Annotated in this window: 23 protein-coding genes and 1 tRNA gene; 10 read left to right on the forward strand and 14 right to left on the reverse strand. The window is 65.6% G+C overall.

Annotation, left to right across the window (positions count from 1 at the left end; all coding sequences use genetic code 11):
* Positions 1 to 27 precede the first annotated feature (27 nt).
* Positions 28 to 378, forward strand: a complete 351-nt coding sequence (locus ABEA50_RS07120) for a hypothetical protein (RefSeq protein WP_345494239.1) — start codon at positions 28 to 30, stop codon at positions 376 to 378.
* 88 nt (positions 379 to 466) lie between these two features.
* Positions 467 to 1,678 carry an acyl-CoA dehydrogenase family protein gene (locus ABEA50_RS07125; RefSeq protein WP_345494240.1) on the forward strand — a complete coding sequence of 404 codons (1,212 nt, stop codon included), beginning with the start codon at positions 467 to 469 and terminating at the stop codon, positions 1,676 to 1,678.
* Positions 1,679 to 1,891: 213 nt separating this feature from the next.
* Here the strand turns inward: ABEA50_RS07125 and ABEA50_RS07130 are convergent, their stop codons facing one another.
* Positions 1,892 to 2,398 carry a GAF domain-containing protein gene (locus tag ABEA50_RS07130; protein WP_345494241.1) on the reverse strand — a complete coding sequence of 169 codons (507 nt, stop codon included), beginning with the start codon at positions 2,396 to 2,398 and terminating at the stop codon, positions 1,892 to 1,894.
* 99 nt (positions 2,399 to 2,497) lie between these two features.
* Between ABEA50_RS07130 and ABEA50_RS07135 the strand changes: the two genes are divergently transcribed.
* From ABEA50_RS07135 to ABEA50_RS07150, 4 genes are all read left to right on the forward strand, one after another.
* Complete coding sequence (locus tag ABEA50_RS07135; protein WP_345494243.1) at positions 2,498 to 3,889, forward strand: styrene monooxygenase/indole monooxygenase family protein; 1,392 nt, start codon at positions 2,498 to 2,500, stop codon at positions 3,887 to 3,889.
* 131 nt (positions 3,890 to 4,020) lie between these two features.
* Positions 4,021 to 5,136: a dimethylsulfone monooxygenase SfnG gene (sfnG, locus tag ABEA50_RS07140; RefSeq protein ID WP_345494244.1), complete on the forward strand. Its 1,116-nt coding sequence runs from the start codon at positions 4,021 to 4,023 to the stop codon at positions 5,134 to 5,136.
* Between the two features lie 73 nt (positions 5,137 to 5,209).
* On the forward strand, positions 5,210 to 5,716 hold the full coding sequence (locus tag ABEA50_RS07145; protein WP_345494245.1) for an NADPH-dependent FMN reductase: 507 nt from the start codon (positions 5,210 to 5,212) through the stop codon (positions 5,714 to 5,716).
* 3 nt (positions 5,717 to 5,719) lie between these two features.
* The gene (locus tag ABEA50_RS07150) at positions 5,720 to 6,247 is read left to right on the forward strand and encodes a flavin reductase family protein (protein ID WP_345494246.1); all 528 of its coding nucleotides are present in this window, start codon (positions 5,720 to 5,722) and stop codon (positions 6,245 to 6,247) included.
* Between the two features lie 62 nt (positions 6,248 to 6,309).
* Here the strand turns inward: ABEA50_RS07150 and ABEA50_RS07155 are convergent, their stop codons facing one another.
* The 10 genes from ABEA50_RS07155 to ABEA50_RS07200 form a co-directional block, all read right to left on the reverse strand.
* Entirely contained in the window at positions 6,310 to 6,816 is a 507-nt protein-coding gene (locus tag ABEA50_RS07155) for a hypothetical protein (RefSeq protein WP_345494247.1), read from the reverse strand.
* Positions 6,810 to 7,235 (reverse strand): hypothetical protein, encoded by a 426-nt coding sequence (locus tag ABEA50_RS07160; protein WP_345494248.1) that lies wholly within the window; start codon positions 7,233 to 7,235, stop codon positions 6,810 to 6,812. The genes ABEA50_RS07155 and ABEA50_RS07160 overlap by 7 nt, the downstream gene beginning before the upstream one ends.
* A 42-nt stretch (positions 7,236 to 7,277) precedes the next feature.
* Positions 7,278 to 7,436, reverse strand: coding sequence for a hypothetical protein (locus ABEA50_RS07165; protein ID WP_345494249.1), 159 nt, complete (start codon positions 7,434 to 7,436; stop codon positions 7,278 to 7,280).
* Positions 7,433 to 7,612 (reverse strand): hypothetical protein, encoded by a 180-nt coding sequence (locus ABEA50_RS07170; RefSeq protein ID WP_345494250.1) that lies wholly within the window; start codon positions 7,610 to 7,612, stop codon positions 7,433 to 7,435. Before ABEA50_RS07170 ends, ABEA50_RS07165 begins: the two co-directional genes overlap by 4 nt.
* The gene (locus ABEA50_RS07175; protein ID WP_345494251.1) at positions 7,609 to 7,899 is read right to left on the reverse strand and encodes a hypothetical protein; all 291 of its coding nucleotides are present in this window, start codon (positions 7,897 to 7,899) and stop codon (positions 7,609 to 7,611) included. Before ABEA50_RS07175 ends, ABEA50_RS07170 begins: the two co-directional genes overlap by 4 nt.
* Positions 7,900 to 8,064: 165 nt before the next feature.
* The gene (locus ABEA50_RS07180; RefSeq protein WP_345494252.1) at positions 8,065 to 8,919 is read right to left on the reverse strand and encodes a helix-turn-helix domain-containing protein; all 855 of its coding nucleotides are present in this window, start codon (positions 8,917 to 8,919) and stop codon (positions 8,065 to 8,067) included.
* Entirely contained in the window at positions 8,916 to 9,446 is a 531-nt protein-coding gene (locus ABEA50_RS07185) for a DUF6879 family protein (protein WP_345494253.1), read from the reverse strand. The genes ABEA50_RS07180 and ABEA50_RS07185 overlap by 4 nt, the downstream gene beginning before the upstream one ends.
* Positions 9,430 to 9,684, reverse strand: coding sequence for a hypothetical protein (locus tag ABEA50_RS07190; protein WP_345494254.1), 255 nt, complete (start codon positions 9,682 to 9,684; stop codon positions 9,430 to 9,432). The genes ABEA50_RS07185 and ABEA50_RS07190 overlap by 17 nt, the downstream gene beginning before the upstream one ends.
* A gap of 181 nt (positions 9,685 to 9,865) precedes the next feature.
* Positions 9,866 to 9,936: transfer RNA gene (locus ABEA50_RS07195), tRNA-Gly, on the reverse strand.
* An 80-nt stretch (positions 9,937 to 10,016) separates the two neighbouring features.
* Positions 10,017 to 10,364 (reverse strand): hypothetical protein, encoded by a 348-nt coding sequence (locus ABEA50_RS07200; protein ID WP_345494255.1) that lies wholly within the window; start codon positions 10,362 to 10,364, stop codon positions 10,017 to 10,019.
* Positions 10,365 to 10,527: 163 nt separating this feature from the next.
* Between ABEA50_RS07200 and dcd the strand changes: the two genes are divergently transcribed.
* Positions 10,528 to 11,118, forward strand: a complete 591-nt coding sequence (gene dcd, locus ABEA50_RS07205; RefSeq protein WP_345494702.1) for a dCTP deaminase — start codon at positions 10,528 to 10,530, stop codon at positions 11,116 to 11,118.
* 244 nt (positions 11,119 to 11,362) lie between these two features.
* Here the strand turns inward: dcd and ABEA50_RS07210 are convergent, their stop codons facing one another.
* A complete protein-coding gene (locus ABEA50_RS07210) occupies positions 11,363 to 11,812 on the reverse strand; it encodes a hypothetical protein (protein WP_345494256.1) in 450 nt (149 codons plus the stop codon).
* Between the two features lie 251 nt (positions 11,813 to 12,063).
* Between ABEA50_RS07210 and ABEA50_RS07215 the strand changes: the two genes are divergently transcribed.
* The 3 genes from ABEA50_RS07215 (at position 12,064) to ABEA50_RS07225 (ending at position 16,627) form a co-directional block, all read left to right on the forward strand.
* Complete coding sequence (locus ABEA50_RS07215; RefSeq protein WP_345494257.1) at positions 12,064 to 13,449, forward strand: helix-turn-helix domain-containing protein; 1,386 nt, start codon at positions 12,064 to 12,066, stop codon at positions 13,447 to 13,449.
* 85 nt (positions 13,450 to 13,534) lie between these two features.
* On the forward strand, positions 13,535 to 14,791 hold the full coding sequence (locus ABEA50_RS07220) for a pyridoxal phosphate-dependent aminotransferase (RefSeq protein WP_345494258.1): 1,257 nt from the start codon (positions 13,535 to 13,537) through the stop codon (positions 14,789 to 14,791).
* Positions 14,792 to 15,166: 375 nt separating this feature from the next.
* Positions 15,167 to 16,627, forward strand: a complete 1,461-nt coding sequence (locus ABEA50_RS07225) for a YibE/F family protein (protein WP_345494259.1) — start codon at positions 15,167 to 15,169, stop codon at positions 16,625 to 16,627.
* 225 nt (positions 16,628 to 16,852) lie between these two features.
* On the opposite strand, the gene ABEA50_RS07230 is transcribed toward ABEA50_RS07225, so the two are convergent.
* Both ABEA50_RS07230 and ABEA50_RS07235 read right to left on the reverse strand, forming a co-directional pair.
* On the reverse strand, positions 16,853 to 18,157 hold the full coding sequence (locus tag ABEA50_RS07230; protein WP_345494260.1) for an Hsp70 family protein: 1,305 nt from the start codon (positions 18,155 to 18,157) through the stop codon (positions 16,853 to 16,855).
* A 153-nt stretch (positions 18,158 to 18,310) separates the two neighbouring features.
* A complete protein-coding gene (locus ABEA50_RS07235; protein WP_345494261.1) occupies positions 18,311 to 19,633 on the reverse strand; it encodes a UDP-glucose dehydrogenase family protein in 1,323 nt (440 codons plus the stop codon).
* Positions 19,634 to 19,690: the final 57 nt, after the last annotated feature.

The raw sequence follows: 19,690 nt of genomic DNA on the forward strand, positions 1-19,690 counted from the left end.
GGCTGGATCGACGGAAGTAGGACTCAGGTGCGGATTACCCTGATCGCCGCAGCGCTGCTCGCGCTGCCGGTGCTCGCGGCATGTGGCAGTGACAACGAGGCCGGTGACAAAGACGCCAAGGCGCCGGTGACCCAGGCCGACATCTCGAAGTCGTTGCAGGACAAGGGTCTGAAGAATCAAGAATTGGCGGATTGCTCGGCGAAGGTGTTCATCGATCAGGGTATTTCGCAGGACGGGTTGCGCGTCCTGATCAGCGAGAAATACGACGCCAACGCCACCGACAAGCAGAACCTCGGAATGAGTGCCGACGACGCGAGCAAGTCACGCGAAGCCAGTTCGCGCATCGCCACCGAGTGCATCAAGATGCCGGGCAGCTGATCGGCGTACGCACCCGCGCGCCCAAGGTTTGCGATCGCGCTGCGCGCAACGGGTGAATCGAGGGTCGCGGTGCGTCATGGTGGCTGCCATGACTTCCGTCGAGGCGAAATCCACCACTGACTCCGAGCTGGATGCGATCTTCCGGCCGATCTTCGACCGGATCGCCGAGGGTGCCCTCGCGCGCGAGATCGATCGGTCGCTGCCCTACGAAGAGGCTGGCTGGCTGCGCGAGGCCAAATTCGGTGCCCTGCGGGTGCCGGTCGAATTCGGTGGGTACGGCGTCACGGTGCGCCAACTGTTTCGTCTGCTCATCGAGTTGGCCGCGGCGGAATCGAATCTGCCGCAAGCGCTTCGCGTGCACTTCTCCTTCGTCGAGGATCAGCTGCTCGCCGAGCCGGGCCCGCAACGGGAGCGGTGGCTGCGCGCGCTGGCCGAGGGAACGCTGGTCGGCAACGCCATCACCGAACCGGGTGTCGGTGCGGCGGACCGGTATCAGACCGCATTGACCGCCAAGGGCGATCAGTTGGTACTCAACGGGGTCAAGTACTACAGCACCGGCTCGTTGTACGCCGACCACATCCTGGTCGCGGCCGACCGCGACGGCGAGCGGGTGAGCATTCTGGTGGACGCCGACGCCGAAGGTGTGACCCAGCACGACGATTGGGATGGCTTCGGGCAGCGTCTCACCGCCAGCGGTACCACGGAATTCGTCGATGTCCCCGTCGCGGCGGATCGGGTACTCGGCCCCGGTTACGGCGGCGCTGGCGCCACCTACGCCACCTCGTACCTGCAGCTGGTGCAGCTCGCGGTGCTGGCAGGCATCGCCCGCCGCGCCGAGCGCGACACCAGGGCGTGGGTCGCCGCACGCACCAGGGTGTATTCGCACTCGGCGGGCGCTATCCCGCGCGAGGATCCGTTGGTGCAACAGGTGATCGGACGGCTGTCGGCCGCCGCGTTCGCCGCCGAAGCCAGTGTGCTCGCGGTGGCCGACGTGCTCGATCGTGCGCTCGACAACGGCGCGAAGAACGAGGAAGACTTGGTCGCCGCCGAACTCGCGGCGACACAGGCGCAGATCTCGGTGATCGACCTCGTATTGCCCGCGACCACACAGCTTTTCGAGGTCGGCGGCGCGTCGGTGGTGTCGGAGCGGCTGCGGTTGGACCGACACTGGCGCAACGCGCGCACCATCTCGGTGCACAACCCCGTCATCCAGAAGGCCAAGGCCATCGGCGACCACCTGCTCAATGGCGCCGACCTGCCCTTCGCGTGGAACGCGGGCGAACGCAAGCCTTCGGCTTGATCGCTACCTGGTCGGGCCGCACGTCGAACGCGAGGGGATTCGACAGGCGTCGACCGTGAGAAGGAGGGGACGGCACCGGCCGCGAAGGTAATTCGTGGTCGGTGCCGTTCTTCGTCCTGTCCGTTCCCGCGCCTGAATTCGAGCCGGAGTGTGCGGGGAAGGGCAATTGATACGGGTCCGAATGAATCGTTCCGGAATCGCCCGATCAGAGCGTTACCGAATCTCCGCGACCGGCGCGCGTAGCGAATTCAAGAAAACTCCCGCAACCGATTCCAGGCCCGCCCGATCGATTTCGTCGAAACGATCGGGCCGTGGGCTGTCGATGTCGAAGACGCCGAGAAGTTGATCCTCGCGGACCAGCGGAATGACGATCTCCGAACGCGAATCGCCGTCGCAGGCGATATGCCCGGGGAAGGCGAGCACATTGGGCACGAGATGGGTTTCGCGCGTCTGTGCCGCCGCACCGCACACGCCACGGCCCAGCGCGATCCGAATACACGCCGGCTTGCCCTGGAACGGGCCGACGACGAGTTCGTGCCCGTCGTAGAAGTAGAAACCGACCCAGTTCAGATCGGGCAGCGAGTGATAGACCAGCGAGGACAGGTTCGCGGCATTGGCGACGCGGTCGCTTTCGCCCGACACGAGACCCGCCGCCTGCTCGGTGAGCTGGCGGTATTGCTCGGTGCGATCTCCGATCAAATCGGTAACGGTGAACGACATGGTCGCCAATGGTACCCCTGGGAAATATGTGCGAAGCCTATTGATTCTCGGTGATCGCAATACTCTGGACAACGCTTGTCGGACTGGAGGATTCCGGCCATGACTTCGCAGAATTCCGACTCCCGTTCCCCTCGTTCGGCCTCGGTAATCGGGGCTGGGCAGACCGGTGTCACCGCGGCACTCGGCCTGCTCGACGCCGGATTCGACGTCACGCTCTATAGCGACCGTGATCAACGCGGCTTGCGTGACGATGTCCCCGCCACCGGGACAGCACTCGAATTCGGCGAGGCCCAACAAGCCGAGGCCGCGCTCGGTTTGGATAGTTTCCAGACCAGGGCGCCACGGCAAACCGGACTCAGCGTCCGCTTCGCGGGCCCTGGCCCCGAGAATCCCGAATTGATCCAATTCGACGGAAACTTCAAGGGTTTCGTCGGTATCGCCGTTGACGCCAGGCTCAAGGCCGACGAACGCCTCACCGCGTTCAAGGAGCGCGGCGGCAACTTCGTGGTGCAGTCGGTGACGCCCGAAACGCTCGACACCATCGCCGCCGACAGCGATCTCACCCTCGTCGCCACCGGCAAGGGCGGCCTGTCGGATCTGTTCGCGGTCGACGAGTCCCGCAGCCCCTACGCCGAGCCACAGCGCAAGCTGCTCACCGTGACCGTGCGCGGACTCGGTTACGGCAAAGACGTTTTCGCCCATCGCGGCCCCGCGGGCGGCCGACACAGCCTCTTCTCCATCATCGACGACCAAGGTGAGGCGTGGTGGGGTCCGTACCTGCACAAGGACGCGGGACCGGCCTGGTCGTTCATCGGTTGGGCCAGGCCCGGTAGCGATTGGGAAACCCGTTTCGCCGCAGCGGATTCCGCGCAGTCCGCGTTGCGGATCGTGAAGGACCTCTACCGCGACTACCTCGAGTGGGACCTCCCGGAGATCCAGTCGACGACCAACATCACCGAAGACCCGCACTCCTGGTTGAAAGGTGCTGTGCGGCCGGTGGTTCGGTCCGGCGTCGGCCACACGGCGAGCGGTCACGTGGTGGCCTCGCTCGGTGACACGTCGATCGCGTTCGACCCGGTCGCCGGGCAAGGCGCGCAGAGCGGTCTGATCCAGGCGCAGCGCCTGGCCGCAGCCGCTGCCGTGCACGACGGCCCGTTCGACGAGGAGTGGATCGCCGCGCGGTACGCCGAGTTGCTCGCCGCCCGTGGCGACGCGGCCAACAAGGCCACCAGCGTGTTCCTCCGGGTCCCCGCCCTCGCTGAGATCGCGGGCGTCGCGTTCACCGCCGGCGCCGTGCACCAGGGGGTCGCCGACGCGGTGGTCAGTCTGCTGCATTTCCCGCAGGCGCTCAACGGCGTCGAGTCGCTCGAGGACCTGCACGCGCTGATCGGCCAGATCACCGGTGAGGACGCGGCCGACGTGCTGGCCAGGTTCACACCGGCGGGCAAGTTCGAACGCTCGTCCTACGCCGGTCCCGAAGCGACTTCCTGACCCGCGTCAGTCCATACCTGAGTAACCGAACAGCACCCGCGATCCGATCGCTCGGATTCAAACCCTCGTCTCGATCGGGTCGCGGTGCTGGACTGGAACTTGTTGCCGACCCCCACCGTCATGGAGCAGTGATGTCCACCGAACAGATCGCCGACCAGGTCCGGTTCGCCTACTGGGTGCCCAATGTGAGCGGCGGCCTCGTCACCAGCGATATCGAGCAACGCACCAGCTGGGATTTCGAATACAACAAGAAGCTGGCGCGAACCGCGGAGAACAACGGCTTCGAATACGCGCTGTCGCAGGTGCGCTACACCGCCTCCTACGGCGCCGAGTACCAGCACGAATCCACCTCCTTCAGCCTGGCGCTGCTCGGCGCGACCGAGCGACTGAAGGTCATCGCGGCCGTACACCCCGGCCTGTGGCACCCCGCGGTCCTCGCGAAGTTCGGCGCCACCGCCGACCACCTGTCCAACGGTCGATTCGCGATCAATGTCGTATCCGGCTGGTTCAAGGGCGAATTCACCGCCCTCGGTGAGCCGTGGTTGGAACACGACGAGCGTTACCGCCGCAGCGCCGAGTTCCTCGAGGTGATCCGCAAGATCTGGACCGAGGACGAGGTGAACTACGGCGGCGACTTCTACCGCATCCGTGATTTCACGCTGAAGCCGAAGCCACTGAACACCGCTGAGCGCCCCAATCCTGAACTGTTCCAAGGTGGTAACTCCACCGCCGCCAGGCACAACGGCGGCCGCTTCGCCGACTGGTACTTCTCCAACGGCAAGGATTTCGACGGCGTCACCGAACAGCTCGACGACCTTCGCGCGATCGCGCGCGCACACGACCGGGCGGTGAAGTTCGGTCTCAACGGCTTCATCATCGCCAGGGACACCGAGAAGGAGGCCAAGGACACCCTCCGCGAGATCATCGAGAAGGCCAACAAACCCGCGGTCGAAGGGTTCCGCGACGCCGTGCAGCAGGCCGGCGCCGCCACCGGCAACCGCACCGGCATGTGGGCCGACTCCAGCTTCGAGGATCTCGTGCAATACAACGACGGGTTCCGCAGCAAGCTGATCGGCACGCCCGAACAGATCGCCGAACGCATCGTCGCCTACAAGAAGCTGGGCGTCGACCTGATCCTCGGCGGCTTCCTGCACTTCCAGGAGGAGATCGAATACTTCGGTCAGAAGGTGCTCCCGCTGGTGCGTGAGCTGGAGGCCGCGCAGGAACCGGTCACGGCGCGTAGCTGACAACACCGCCCTTGCGCGGGAGCGCACATCCGGTGCACGGTGTCCTTTGCGGGACCGAGCGAAAGGTACATCCATGACAGTGACCGTCGTCGTCGGCAATCCGAAGCCGGCCTCGCGCACCTTGACGGCGGGCACGCTCGTCGCCAAGGGGTTGCGGCCGGAGACCGAACCCACCGTCATCGACCTCGTCTCGTTCGGTGCGGGCCTGCTCGGCTGGGGCGACCCCGCGGTGACGGAGGCGGCGCGCACCGTCGCCGCCTCCGAACTCGTGGTGTTCGCCAGCCCCACCTTCAAAGCCACCTACACCGGTTTGCTCAAGCTGTTTCTCGAACAGTTCGACGGCGGCACCGGCCTGGCCGGTGTACTGGCGGTCCCGGTGATGCTCGGCGGTGGTCCCACCCACGCCTTGGCACCCGACTTGCTGCTCAAGCCGGTGTTGGTGGAAATCGGTGCCACCGCGGCACTACCCGGCTTGTATCTGTCCGACCAGACCTTTCAGGAAGACGGGGCGATCCAGCGTTACAGCGAACGGTGGCGCGACGTCGCCCAAGCATTGGCATCAGGTACGAAGGCAGTGTGAATCATGTTTGACCTCTTCGAATTTCCCGCCGACGGAAGCGGATTACGCCGCGCCTTCGCGAACTTCCCGAGCGGTGTCGTCGCGATCTGCGCCGATGTCGACGGCACCCCGCACGGCCTCGCCGTCAGCACCTTCGTTCCGGTCTCGCTCGACCCGCCACTGGTGTCGTTCTGCGTCCAGAACTCCTCCTCGACCTGGCCGAAACTCGCCGGAGCGAGCCACCTCGGCCTGAGCCTGCTCGGCACCGACCAACAAGACGCCGCCCAAGCCCTCGGCGCCCGCAACGGCGACCGCTTCCGCGCCAGCCAACTGCACCGAGGCACCGGCGGCGCCGTCTTCCTCGACGGCGCCTCCGCCTGGATCGAAGGCGTCCCCGAGGTCACCGTCCCCGCGGGCGACCACGCCGTAGTCATCCTCCGCATCCACCGCATCGCCACCCAACCCGAGGTAGACCCCCTCGTCTTCCACGGCAGCCGCTACCGGCGTCTGCACGCGGATACGGCGGATACCTGGGAGCGCAAGGCGGGGTAGCGCATCCGACAGCGCGGCTCTTGGAGCTGAGTGCTCGTCACAACGGTTTCTTGCGTTCCGGGTCAGCTGACTCCTCGCGCCTCGATCGCGCGTCCGTCGGCCAGATGCACGACCACCTGGGGGGTCTCGTCGGTGAGGGCGCGCAGCACGACGAACACCAGGCCGTCCTCCTCGATCGTGGCGGCCTGCTGCTCCAGCGACGACGAGACCGCGACCCCGACCGCGTCCCTGGCAGCGATCCCGGTGACGGCGCACCACCCGATCGGCTCTGGGCTACCGTCCGGCAGCGGCCGAGCGTGGCTCTTCCGCGTGAGCCGCTGGATCGGCTGCTCCGCCAACGTGAATTCGTTGCGGGCACGGTTCGGCCGCCCCGACCCGATGACAATGCCCGGCGGTGTCCACACCCCATCGATGTCACGGACGAACACGACTGTCCTAGACCGCTCCCCGTAGACGAGGACAGCCACGACGTCATCGCGTTCGACAGCCGCGACCGGTGTCAGGTCCTCGTCGGCGCCGGCGAGCGCGTCCACGGCGACGGCAACGGCGGGGTGGGTCAGGGTCAGCACCGGGCCACCATAGTGTCGCTGTCGTCGGGATGCCGATCCCAGTTGCCGTGCACCGCGTTCACAATGGCGTCCGTGTGGAATCGGTACACCACGCCCGCAGTGGAACACGAGGCGTAGTACATGGTTTCGATGTCGGGATCGGTTGAGTTGTCGGTGCGTTCAGCGTGTACGTAGTGTCGTCCGTCCATGGTGTCGTACCGCCAGAGCTTCGTGGTCACCTCACGGAGGGCGGGCCGCCCGGTGCAGTGCACCTGAAACCCGAACGCGATCGGGGCGATAGCTTCGTACCCGGTCTTGTAGGGCTCGATGACGTTGATGAAGCACACGATGTCGTCGGCGCGCGCCGGTGCGGCTGTGGCCACTGGTGTCACCGCGACCAGCGCAGCGCCGAGAAGTGCTGCAACATATCTAATTCTCATTGGGATCTCCTCCCGTTCCCCCGCCCCCTCGGCGGGGACGTGTTACTCGGCGCGGGTGCGCCCGTCGGGGTCGACGTCCGTGGGGTCGAGGACGCGCCCGTCGTCGCCGACCATCGCGACCGTGCCGTCGTCGCGCCGCAACCAGCCCTGTGGCTGTTCCGGCCGGTTGTCTTCGTCCCAGGTGATGCGCCAGTCCTTCACAGGGCCGCCGATCCGTAGGCCAGCGCGCCGAGGTACTGCGGGCATCCGCCGTGTCCGGCGTGCGCGGACATCACGTAGCGCGCGTGCTCCATGCTCTCGATCTGTGGTCTGGCGGTGCAGTGGGCGGCCTGAATAGCCCAGCGGGTCAACACATTAGGGGCAGCAACAGCGTTCATCGCCGAACCTCGACCGCAGCCTTCGCGTGCCCGGTATCTACCCAGGTCCAGTAGGCGGCACGCTTGCGTTCACACGTACGGACATCGCAATTGATCAGAATTTGCATCACGCGACTGGCCTGCTCCGCGGTGAACGGAACCTCCGGTGCGGCATGACATTCGGGTTCGGCCGCGGTTCGTCGCCAGGTGAACCCGTAGGTGATGAGGTGCGGAAGGGCGACGAAAACCGTCCATAGCCCGACGAGCGTGATGACGATGACTGATACGGCGGTAGGAAGCTCGGGCATCGCGACTACCCCTCGGTGTGATGGTGGGCGTGGTAGTCACTCGGTGCCGAGGGCGAACGCCACCGACCATGAGGCACACACTCGAAGGTCGGGATGCCGAACAAGATTCGCCATCACCCGGCACCGGGTGACAGCAGCAACGCTACGAGCAGCGAAGATTCGGCTCTAGGATGTTGACCGTTGTTGGCGCAACTCGTCGAGCGCGGCTTCGATGATCGATCGTGCGCGCTGACCGTAGACGGCTTGCTTGTCGTAGTGCGCGAATACGCGTTCGTAGACCGCGATCTCGCTGGGCTGCTCGACATGCAGGATCGCCGAGTAGGTTTCGATCTCCACCTCGACGTCGTCGGTGATCCAGAACTCGCACACCGGCATGTACTGGCGCGCGGCCGTGGGGAGGACGCCGAGGCGTACGTGGGGGTAGTCCATGATCGTCAGCAAGTGGATCAGCTGCTCCTCGGCGACATCCGGGGCAGCGATCCCGGCACGTAACACGTTCTCGCACAGGATCATGTGGAACAGCCGTGCGGAGCGGATGAGCTGGGCGCGCTCCATTCTCAGTGCCACGGTTTCGTCGACATCGTCGGTCGGGTATCCCGACATCGCAGCCACATCGAGTAGGACCGATGTCGCGTACCGAGCTGTTTGGGCTGGACCCGGGACCAGGGACACCGAGAACACACGATGACGGTGGGAGCGGCGCTCCTGCTCGAGCACCTGCTGTTGATAACGCGCCGTACCGGTGCGGTGCAGTCGCCGAAGCTGCACGTACATCTTCTCGATGTCACGGGTGGCGGCCACCAGGTCGGCGAGCTGGTCGGGTGCGTCGCACACCACACACCAACGCTCCAGGTCGGCGAGTGTTGGTGTGCGGTGGCCGTTCTCGAACTTCGAGATCTTCGTGAAATGCCAGTCGGCGCGCGCCGCCAGCTCGCGCGCCGACAGCTTGGCGTCGAGGCGAATGTCACGAAGCCGATGGCCGAGCGCTTCGCGTGCGTGTTTCGCGCTGCTGCTGGTCACGCCAGGATGGGCTTGTACTCGCCGTGTGGGACGGCGAGTGACCAGACGGCCTCGAACGACTTGCGGCACAGCTCGGCGGTCGCGGGGTCGGTGGAGACCTCGTTGCCGATCCACACACCGGAACCAGCGAAGTGGTTGAACACCACCGTGGCGTCATCGAACAACCAGTAGTCAACGACGGTGAGGGCGAGACCCGTGGTGAGGTGGCGTGGCAACCACCGAACCTGTTCGCCCCCATCGGTGTTGCGGGTAGTCGCCCACTCGTAATGGATGTAGTCCGACACCGGCTCCGATACGATCCGCGCTCGACGCATCTGAACACCGCGTGCAGTTTGGCGCCGAGTCATGTCCACCCACGGCTGCCACCATTGCGCGTCTTCCTCGTCGGTGAGGAGACCGGCCCTCCAACGGTCGACCCGCTCGACCTCGTCGGGTACGACGTACACGTCGCGTAGTTCGAGGTGGACCGCCGACCTGGTCGCCGAGGCGTGCAGGTCGTCCCATTGCTGGTCAGTCAGCAACTCCATTCAGTTCATCCTTCGGTAGGTACTGTACGAGCGATTTCGGGACGCGTACGACGATCTCTCCGTCGGGAACGTCGATCTCGGCAAGTACTGCGGTGTCCTCTACCGGATACCCCTGCCAGATGTACTCCTCGTCGGTCTCCCAGAGCCTCGGCGAACCGTTCTTACCGCTACTCCCACCAAGAAAACGTAACCCCACCGCGATTTCTCCATTCGTTTCGTGGTTCAAATCGGTACACATGGCTCCGACGCGCAAGCGTCGACGCCGGTCAAAGCATCGCGCAATTCTGCTGGCCATCGGACCGGATTGGGTACTCGAGTGTGGATCCGTCCGCGCGGCCGCCCTCCAGGCGGCACTGATACAAGGGGGAGCGGCGGATTTTCCGGCTAGACGATCGCCGGTGAATGTCAAGTTTTCGTTGAGCCGATGACGGGAATCGAACCCGCGCTGTCTGCTTGGGAAGCAGAAGTTCTACCATTGAACTACATCGGCAAGTGCGCCAAGCGCTGCTGGAAAGATAGCAGAGCTGGCGCCTGTAAGACCAACTTTCCTGTTGGTGGTGCCCAGGGCGGCTATCCCCAGGTGGCCTGGTTGGGGACCGTGGAGGGGAAGATGACGAAGAAGTGGTTGCCGGGGGAGAGTTCGTTGATGTCGTGCCAGCTGCCGAAGGGGTCTTGCTGGTAGTAGCGCTCGGTGTGGGTGCCGTCGTCGTAGCAGGCGATGTTCGCGGTGCCGAACGGGCTCCAATAGACCTCGGTGCCTGGGCGGGGCGCGTCGAGGGGGCCGCGGAACAGGTGGCCGCACGGCGTGATCACTGGGTGGTAGATCGTGGGCTCGGCGGTCGCGGTGGGCGCGATGGCGGCGAGCCCGGCTACCGATATCGCGGCGGCGGCAAGTCCTCGGCGGACGATCGAACGCATGGTCTCGACTCCTCACTCGATGGAAAAGGTTGCGTCTTCGCTGTTTCGGTGATCAACCGATGTCCGTTAACGGGTCGGTTGCGACAGTGTCGCGCACCCGTGCCGCACGGTCGGCCAGTAGGGGCTGGAAGTGCCGACCTGGGCAGACGCTACGCTCATCGACGTGCTGCTTTCCGATCGTGACATCCGTGCGGAGGTCGCCGCTGGGCGTCTCGGGATCGAGCCGCTGGTCGAGTCGTTGATCCAGCCGTCCAGTGTGGACGTGCGATTGGATCGAATGTTTCGGGTGTTCAACAACACTCGCTACACCCATATCGATCCCGCGCAGCAGCAGGACGAGTTGACCAGTCCGGTCGAGCCCGCCGACGGTGAGCCCTTCGTGTTGCATCCCGGGGAGTTCGTCCTGGGGTCCACCCTCGAGGTCTGCACACTGCCGGATGATCTGGCGGGGCGACTGGAGGGGAAGTCGAGCCTGGGCAGGCTGGGATTGTTGACGCACTCGACGGCCGGGTTCATCGATCCGGGGTTCAGCGGTCACATCACGCTCGAGCTGTCGAACGTGGCGAATCTGCCGATCACGCTGTGGCCGGGAATGAAGATCGGGCAGTTGTGTCTGCTCAAGCTGACCAGCCCCGCCGAGCATCCGTACGGTTCGGCGGTCGCCGGGTCGAAGTATCAGGGGCAGCGTGGGCCGACACCCTCGAAGTCGTATCTGAATTTCACTGTTCCGACCCCGAATACCGAAGCCTTGTGACCGCTGGAATCCCTGCGGTGATTAACGGAACTGTGCGTCGGCGCTGAGGTAACTGGGTGTCGGTCGCACCGCACCGAATCGCGGTGCGACCGAATCCGGTACCACACCTGCTCTCTGTGCTGTGCTGACTCTGCTCGAGGCGCTGAACTCCGTGCGCTGAGCGGGGCACCGACCGAGTCCGCCTCAACTGTTCCAGGGGAAGCGGCGGACTCGGTCGGACGGCGGCGGGAACCGGCTGCGGCGTTCAATTCCCGTCGCCCGCACCGACCGCCAGTGCCGTGGCGATCACCACGGACAAGGGCGGAAGTGTTTCGTCGCGGCTCGGTGGAGTGACCCAGTAGCAGCCCTCCCTGGTCCAGCGGCCGAGCCCGGTGGGCAGCATCACGGCGCTGCCGATGGCGGGGACGCCGATGTCGAGCCGGTTGAGCACCTGCAAGGCATCGGCGTCGGGCCGGTTGTCCGGTCGCGCCAGGAAGCTCCACCGGATTTGCCTGGCCAGCATGGGGCCGCAGCTGCCGCGCTGTTCCATTGCGAGCCTGACCCTTTCGGCGCGTGCGGTGGGCAGGTGCACGACACAGACGCGGCTGGTGATCGGCAGCATGACGAATCCGCCACGCTCACTGACCAGCAGGCCGAACTCGTGTCGGTAGAACGCGACCCAATCCTCAACTGTCCTGAGCTTTTCCACATTCATGGCGGACTCCTTGCCTCGCACCTCAAGGGTCCCGCCGCAGCGGGTTACCGGGAAACGCCCGCACGCCCGCCTTCCACTGCCTTTCCGCTGCCCTTGTGGCTGGCGCGACCACCTTTGATACCGACCGGATTTCATTTGTGGCTTCGATCACGTATGGCTCGTACTCTGGAGGGGAGTTTCGGTCGAAAGGGGATCTGGTGGTCGGCCAGTGGTCGGGGAGAGAAGCCCGTGCCCTTCGTGATGCCAAGCGAATGAGCATCAGGCAGTTCGCCGCTCATCTCGGAGTGCACGAACGCTTGGTGTCCAAGTGGGAGGCCGGGGGCGTTCGCGTGCATCCGCGTCCGATCAATCAGGCGGCGCTCGATACTTCTCTGGCCAGGTCCGATGACGTTGTGCGCGCGCGATTCGCGGCCATGCTCGATCAAGCGGATACCGCGCGCAAGGCCGAGGGCGAGTCGGATGCCGAGCAGCCGACCGTCGGTGGATCCTCGGCACCAGGATTCGAAACACCCGCCGACACTTCGGCGCGTGCCCACTATTCCAGCGACGCGGACCTTTTGGCTCTCATCGACGCGGGTGCGCTGAGAGGTGAAGCGTTAGCGGCGATTTCGGAGAGGGATCTGATTATGGCTGCTGCCCACGAGGCGAGCGAACACGCGAGCAAGGCCGAGAGCACCAATGTGAGTGCGACCGTGCTGGAACAGCTCGATGCCGATGTCACCCGGATCGCCAACGAGTACGTGCGGATTCCACCCGCGCCGATGATGGTGGAGATGCTGCGGGTACGACGGCGGGTGTATCGGTTACTCGAGGGTCATCAGCGTCCCGCCGATACCGGTCACCTCTACCTGCTCGCGGGCAGCCTTTCTGGCCTGTTGGCGAACGCGAGCAGCGATCTCGGTCATTACGATGCGGCGGGGGAACAGGTCAGGGCCGCGTGGGCTTACGCGGAATTGTGCGAGCACAACGGGTTGCGGGCGTGGACGCGTGGCATGCACGCGCTGATCGAGTACTGGTCGGACCGTCCGCGTCGGGCGGTGGAGTTGGCGCAGAGCGGTCAGGAGTTCGCCGAATCGGCGACGGCGAAGGTCCGGTTGTTCAATATCGAGGCCAGAATCTGGTCGCAGCTCGGCAGCGGCACCGACACCGATCGGTGTATCGGCGAGGCCGACGAGGCCAGGGAGGTGGCGCGCACCGACACCTTGCACGACGAGGTCGGTGGCGTCTTCGGGTTCAACGAGGCCAAGAGTCATTACTACGCGGGCGCCACCTACATTCACCTCGGCAGGGCCGAGCCCGCACTCGCTGCCGCACAGCGCACGATCGAGTTGTATACCAGCGGCCCCTCGGAGCAGCGGTCCTACGGTGCGGAGTCGTTGGCGAGGGTGGACAGCGCCGCGGCGCACCTGATCAACGGCAGTCTCGACGGTGCGACCGAAGCGTTGGCGCCGGTACTCGCCCTCGACGAGGACAAACGCATCGCGCAGTTGGAGGAGCGGCTCACCGGTTTGCGCAGGCGGATCGCCGGTGCGCATTTCTGTGGCGCGGTGGAGGCGAGGCAACTCGATGAGCGGATCGAGGATTTCTGCGGCACGACGGCGGCCAAGAGCATCCCGCCCGGCCGTCAGGTGTGCTGATCAGCCGCGACGCCCGCGTTGATCAGGCGTGACGCCGAGCCCGAGCTGCGCGGGTCGGTGATATCAGGTTGCCCGGGATGGCACCATGGGACCGGTGAGCCCAAGTAATTCCTCCCACCGTGCGCCGCGCGTTCTGGAGCAGTCCACCAAGTTGCAGAACGTTGTCTACGAGATTCGTGGACCGGTACACGCACACGCGGCACGGCTGGAGGCCGAGGGGCATCGCATCCTGAAGCTGAATATCGGCAATCCCGCGCCGTTCGGGTTCGACGCGCCCGATGTGATCATGCGTGACATCATCGCCGCGCTCCCGGTCGCCCAGGGCTATTCGGAGTCGAAGGGTGTGCTTTCGGCGCGGCGTGCGATTGTGACCAGGTACGAGCTGGTTCCGGGTTTCCCCGAGATCGATGTCGAGAACGTGTATCTCGGCAATGGTGTCTCGGAGTTGATCACGATCACCATGCAGGCGCTGTTGAACAACGGCGACGAGGTGCTCATCCCGGCCCCGGATTACCCGTTGTGGACGGCGATGACCAGCCTGGCCGGTGGCACGCCGGTGCACTATGTGTGTGACGAGGCCAATGGCTGGCAGCCCGATATCGCCGATATCGAATCGAAGATCACCGACCGGACCAAGGCGTTGCTGGTGATCAATCCGAACAACCCGACCGGCGCGGTGTACTCGGCCGAGGTGTTGGCGCAGTTGGCGGATGTGGCGCGCAAGCATCGGCTGTTGCTGTTGGCCGACGAGATCTACGACAAGATCCTCTACGACGATGCCAAGCACGTGTCGTTGGCGACCATGGCGCCGGACCTGTTGTGTTTGACGTTCAACGGCTTGTCGAAGGCGTACCGGGTGGCGGGTTACCGCTCGGGATGGTTGGCGATCACCGGTCCGAAGGAGCACGCGTCGGGGTTCCTGGAGGGGATCGATCTGCTCGCGTCGTCGCGGTTGTGTCCGAATGTGCCCGCGCAGCACGCGATTCAGGTAGCGCTCGGTGGGCATCAGAGCATCGAGGATCTGATTCTGCCCGGTGGTCGACTACTCGAGCAGCGCGATGTGGCGTGGGAGCGGTTGAACATGATTCCCGGGGTGTCGTGTGTGAAGCCGAAGGGTGCGTTGTACGCGTTTCCTCGGCTGGATCCGAACGTGCATGAGATCGTCGACGACTCGAAGTTGGTGTTGGATCTGCTCTTGCAGGAGAAGATCCTCGTGGTGCAGGGCACGGGGTTCAACTGGCCCGCGCACGACCATCTGCGGATCGTGACGCTGCCGTGGGCTCGTGATCTCGCTGTCGCGATCGAGCGGTTCGGAAACTTCCTGGCCAGCTACCGGCAGTAGTGCGGGCAAGCACCCTCGCCGTGTCGGGTTTCTCGGTAAAAACAAACCGGATGTACGGATATACGCGACATTTGAAGACCAGCTAGCGCAAAAGAAGTACTTTTGTGTACAGTAGTGACCGGCGCTTCTGGCGCCTGATCGGGTCACCTACCCCCCTGGGTTGATTCGGTCATTCGGGTTCGGCCGCCTACCCCCCTGGGCCGCCGACCCTGCGGGCGGCGGAGACATCCCCCTGCTCTCCGCCGCCCCCTTCAAAATCTTCTCGCCCGCTCGGGCGCCCTTGTCTTCCATGTCGGTCAGCTATTCCACCAGCTCATCGCGGTGCTGGTCCCGGCCGTGCCGCTCTTGAAAACGAAATCCTTTAAGCTCGCTCCGGTGAGCGACCACCATCACCACCACGACCATTCCGAACCGCTCGCGATCGGTGCCACCGCGGCCAAGGTCGTCATCGGACTGCTGACGGTGATCGGTCTGCTCGTCATCATCGCCACCATCGTGATGTGGCCGAGCAAACAGCACGTCGACATCCCCCTGCCGATGCAGAACGCCATCGGTGGCGCGGTGCAGACCGAAACCGGCACCGTCGTGCAGCAGGACATCGGCAACTGCGGGAGTACGTCGGCGGGCAAGGTGTTCCTGCAACAACCCGAACAACCCCGCAGCAACGGCTATACCTGTCAGCGCAGCCTGATCACCATCGACTCCGGCCCGCACAAGGGCAACCGCACCCTGTTCGAAATCGCCCCCGGCCCAGGCCAACCCGACCTGCACGCCGGGGACAAGATCCGCCTGGTTCGCCAAACCGACCCCAGCGGCGCACCGCTGTACTCGTTCGACGACTACTCCCGTGGCCTGCCGTTGGCGCTGATTGTCGCGGCCTTCGTGGTGGTCATCGCGATCGTGGCGCGCTGGCGTGGGCTCCGCGCGGTGCTCGGCCTCGGGTTCGCTTTTCTCGTGCTGGTGATGTTCCTGCTGCCCGCGCTGTTGGATGGCAAACCCGCTATCCCCGTCGCGTTGGTCGCGGGCGCGCTGATCCTTTACGCGGTGCTGTATCTCGCGCACGGGGTGAATCTCCGTACCAGCTCCGCACTGCTCGGCACGCTGACTTCGATGCTGGTCGCCGCGGGATTGTCCTGGGTCGCGATCGAGATCACCCATCTGACCGGACTTTCCGAGGAGCAGAACGCCGACGTCGCCACCTACCTCGACCATGTGAGCATCACCGGGCTGCTGCTGGCCGGTTTCATCATCGGCTCACTGGGTGTGCTCAACGACGTCACGATCACCCAGGCGTCGGCGGCCTTCGAGTTGGCCGAGCTCGATGACACCGCCACCCGCCGTGAGGTTTTCACCGCCGCGATGCGCGTCGGGCGTGACCACATCGCCAGCACGGTTTACACCCTGGTGCTCGCCTACGCCGGTGGCGCGCTGCCGCTGCTGCTGTTATTCAGTGTGGCGGGACGTTCGATCAACGACGTGCTGACCGGCGACGCGGTCGCGATCGAGATCGCGCGCTCGTCTGTCGGCGGTATCGCGCTCGCGCTGTCGGTGCCATTGACCACCGCGATCGCCGTGATGCTCGCGCGCCCGTTCGGTCACGCGCCCGCCCAGGCGCCCCCGCAGCGTGCCAAGCACGGACGCTACGGCGAACGCCCGCGCGAACCGCGATCGGCACCGCAGCCGCGCCGCGCACCAGACGCGCAGCGTGGGCCTGACTTCCAGCGGGGGCCCGACGCGCAGCACGGGCCGGATGCGCGGCGCGGACCTGGCGCACAGCGTGCGCAGCGCCCACCGCGTTACCGCGAGGGGCCGCCGCGCTACGACGAAGGGCAGTAACGCGGCGAAGAACTGGACGTTGCGAGGCTCGCGTCGTGACGAAAGGTCGGCCGCACCGACAGAGACAGTGCCGCCGCGAAGGGTTGAGTCACGCAGGACAGTGCCGTCCCGGCGTCTCGACTCTGTGACGTGGCGGTCGGGGGACCTCCGAGCAGGAATCGGCTGCGCGTGGAAACGACCTCGGTGCCGTGAAAAGTCTTGCCGCGCAGGCCGAGTAGCGCTCTCTTACCGTGGCGGCGGCGGAAACGGCAGGACCACCGGCGGGATGGTGGGCACGACGATCGGCGGAAGTCCCGGCACCACAATGGTATTCGGCCCCGGCGGCGGCGGTGCTTCCTCGGGATCGTCGTCCTGTTGCACCGGTGGGGGCGCGGCCACGGACTCGTGTTCCATGGTCGGGCTCGGGGCCACCGCGATACCCGGATCGAGTGTCGTGGTGCGCGGCGGGGTGGTCGCCGGGGCCGACGGCGAACTCTCGTCGCTGTGCGAATCGCGCTCGAGCACCTGCGGTCCGTAACCGAGAGCGAGGCCGATCGCGGCGACCACGGTCAGTGCGCTGACGGTGAGCACGGCACCGCTGATCTCCCGTTTGCCCGCGTTCCTGGTCGGCGTGGTCAACCAGGACGGAGTGCGGTCGTCGTCCTCGACCTCGGTACCGGGACTCGGCGGCGGCTTCACCGGGCGCGCCAGCAGCGCCGCGCCCCGTGCTGCCACCGTCTCCGGGCTCTCCGGAACCACCACCGGGACAGCCATCCACCGTTCGAGCACCTTGGCTACCAGGGGGATCCGTGACCCGCCACCAATGGCGAGCACACCGTGCACCGGCCGATCCGAGCGCACGATCACATCACGCGCCATCCGCGCCGAGGACTCGATCGCCAACATGATCAGTGATTCGAAGTTCTCCTGCGCCAACAGCACCAGACCCTGCTCGCTCGGCAAGGCCACGGCGGTATTGGTCGAGAGTTGTTCCTTGGCTTCGCGACACAGCGCGTCCAGCGCGGCCAAGCCCTCGGAGTCGGTCGGATGCGCGATCCGCCCGGAGGCGAGCTGCTGCTCACGGATCAGTGAGTCGATGTAGTCGCCGCTGATGTCGCTGGTGCGTTCGCTGTGGCGCACTTCGCGGGTGTGCGCGTCGACGACGCTCACGGTGAGGCCGGAGGCGCCGAGGTCGTAGACCACGAGGGAGGAGATGCCGCGCACATCGCCGGTGGATTGCACGAATTCGAGGGCGGCGGTGATCTCGGGGACCAGGTCGTAGTTGGTGAGCTGCTGGCGAGCCATGCCGGCGCGAATTGTGCGCGCGTGCTGATCGCTGCGGTAGGCGATCGCGGTCGCGCCGATGCCCGGCGTGCTGGCCAGGGTGACGCCGATCGCCTCGGTGGCCAGCTCCTCCACGTTCTGTTCGCCGACCGGAATGGTCTGGATGTCGAAGGAATGCGCGGCGATGGGGCCGTGGGGGTTCGCGGCATGGGGCCGCGCCATGCGCACAGCGCCCGCCCCCACCGAAACTCCCAGTACCGAACTCATCAGCTGCCCATCTCGTTAATACTTCCACGACATGCGAGCCCGTTGTCGCTCGTGGACGCCAAGGCCCCGCTTTCGGACCCTACCCGTCGACGATAGCCAGTGCTCGAGGCAGGACGGTCGTCCGGTTAGTTGCCTCTGCCTCGCTGCGCAACTCTACGGTGTGCCGAGACCCGCGTACACCCATCCCGCGTCGGTCCAGTTGGCACGATTGAGACAGTTCCTGCCGTCGATGACCGAGCGCTTCCTGACCACGGAATGCAGTTCGGTCGGGTCGAGGGTGACGAATTCGTTCCACTCGGTGAGCACGAGCACCACATCGGCGCGCTCGCAGGCCTCGGTGACGCTGGTGGCGTAGTTGAGGGTGGGGAACACGCGACGCGAATTCTCCAGCGCCTTGGGGTCGTACACGGTCACGACCGCGCCGTGCAGTTGGATCATGCCCGCGACATTGAGCGCGGGGGAGTCACGGACGTCATCGGATTCGGGTTTGAACGCGGCGCCGAGTACCGCGACGTTCGCGCCGAGCAGCGACCCACCGCATGCGCGCGCGGCCATGTCCACGACCTTGGTACGCCGACGCATATTGATGTTGTCGACCTCGCGCAGGAACGCGACCGCGTGGTCGGCGCCGAGTTCGCCGGAGCGTGCCATGAAGGCGCGGATGTCCTTGGGTAGGCAGCCGCCGCCGAAACCGAGTCCGGCGTTGAGGAATCGGCGGCCGATGCGCTCGTCGTAGCCGAGGGCGTCGGCGAGCATGGTGACGTCGGCGCCGGTGGCCTCGCAGACCTCGGAGACCGCGTTGATGAACGAGATCTTCGTCGCGAGAAAGGCATTCGCCGAGACCTTCACCAGTTCCGCGGTGGCGAGATCGGTGAGCAGGAATGGGATTTCGGCGGCGATGATGTCGGCGTAGATCTCGCGCACCATCTGTTCGACCCACGCCGAGGCCGTGCGGTCGCCCTCGACGCCGAGCACGAGGCGGTTCGGGCGCAGGGTGTCGCGCACGGCGAACCCTTCGCGCAGGAATTCCGGGTTCCACGCCACTTCCACCTCGGCGGTGCTCAGTGCCCGTGCGCGTGCGCCGAGTGCGGTGGCCGTGCCGACCGGGACGGTCGATTTGCCGATGATCACCGAGGGGCGCTGCAAGAGGGGGGCAAGCGTATCCACCACGGCGTGTACGTATTTCAGGTCGGCGGCGTATTCGCCCTTTTTCTGCGGTGTGCCGACGCCGAGGAAGTGCACGTCGGCGTGCTCGGCGGCTTCTTCGTAGGAGGTGGTGAAGCGCAGCCTGCCCGCGTCGAGGTTGCGCCGCAGCACGTCCTCCAGTCCCGGTTCGTAGAAGGGCACTACCCCGTCGGACAGTTTCGCGACCTTGCCGGGGTCGATATCGACCCCGATGACGTCGTGTCCGAGTTCGGCCATGCACGCCGCGTGCGTGGCGCCGAGATACCCGGTTCCGAAGACTGTGCATCGCATAGTCGATTGATAATCCGCCACAATGGCCGAGCCACGTCACCGAGGCAATGGTGGCGG

It is taken from the genome of Nocardia callitridis (assembly GCF_039543305.1).
Lineage (GTDB): Bacteria > Actinomycetota > Actinomycetes > Mycobacteriales > Mycobacteriaceae > Nocardia > Nocardia callitridis.